The organism is Psychrobacter sp. DAB_AL62B (assembly GCF_028895345.1).
In the GTDB taxonomy this organism is placed as follows: domain Bacteria; phylum Pseudomonadota; class Gammaproteobacteria; order Pseudomonadales; family Moraxellaceae; genus Psychrobacter.
The window spans coordinates 1-793 of the sequence record NZ_SAXC01000030.1; the positions used below are offsets into that span (position 1 = coordinate 1).

The window sequence follows — 793 nt, forward strand, 5'->3', positions numbered from 1 at the left end:
GGTAATCATCCCAACCATAAGACACTTATCAAATAGAATTAAGCGGCGTGGTTTAGTTTCTGCATTGGCGTAAAACCGCCATTGCCCATATTCGGGCGCTCGTGGTTGTAGTGATATAACCAAGCCTCAGCTTGCTGACGGACTTGGTCTAAATCTGTAAATAATTCCTGATTTAACCAATCATAACGCATGGTTCTATTATAGCGCTCAACATAAGCATTCTGCTGTGGATTACCAGGCTCAATATAGCTTATCGTAATACCTTGATCTAAAGCCCAGTCTTTAAGCGCATTACTGATGTACTCAGGTCCGTTATCACATCTTACCTGGACCGGTTTACCTCGACATTCAATCAGCTGATTTAAACTGCGTATGACTCTTTGAGCGGGTAATGAGAAGTCAATCTCAACGGTTAAGGCTTCACGGTTATAATCATCAATGACGTTAAACAGTCTAAACCCTCGTCCATCAGTTAAAGCATCATGCATGAAGTCCATGCTCCAGCTTTGGTTTATCTTATCAGGTACAGCAAGTGGCACAGGTTTGGCGCGCTTCATGCGGCGGCGAGGTTTGATTCTAAGGTTCAACTCAAGCTCACAGTAGATGCGATACACCCGTTTATGATTGTATGGCAGTCCCAGCACGTTACGCAGGCTTAAAAAACACAATCCAAAGCCCCAGTTCTTGTTCTGCTCGGTCAGATCTATGAGCAAGTCCGCTATCTGCTTATTCTCATCCGTTGCTACCGACTTGTGATAATAACAGGTGACGCTAATGTTAAAGATCAAGCAAG

Annotated in this window: 1 protein-coding gene; it reads right to left on the bottom strand. The window is 43.8% G+C overall.

Going from position 1 to position 793, the window contains the following annotated elements; all coding sequences use genetic code 11:
• Positions 1-38 precede the first annotated feature (38 nt).
• On the bottom strand, positions 39-793 hold a 755-nt coding region (locus EPB74_RS13455), incomplete at its 5' end, for an IS3 family transposase (protein WP_274904642.1).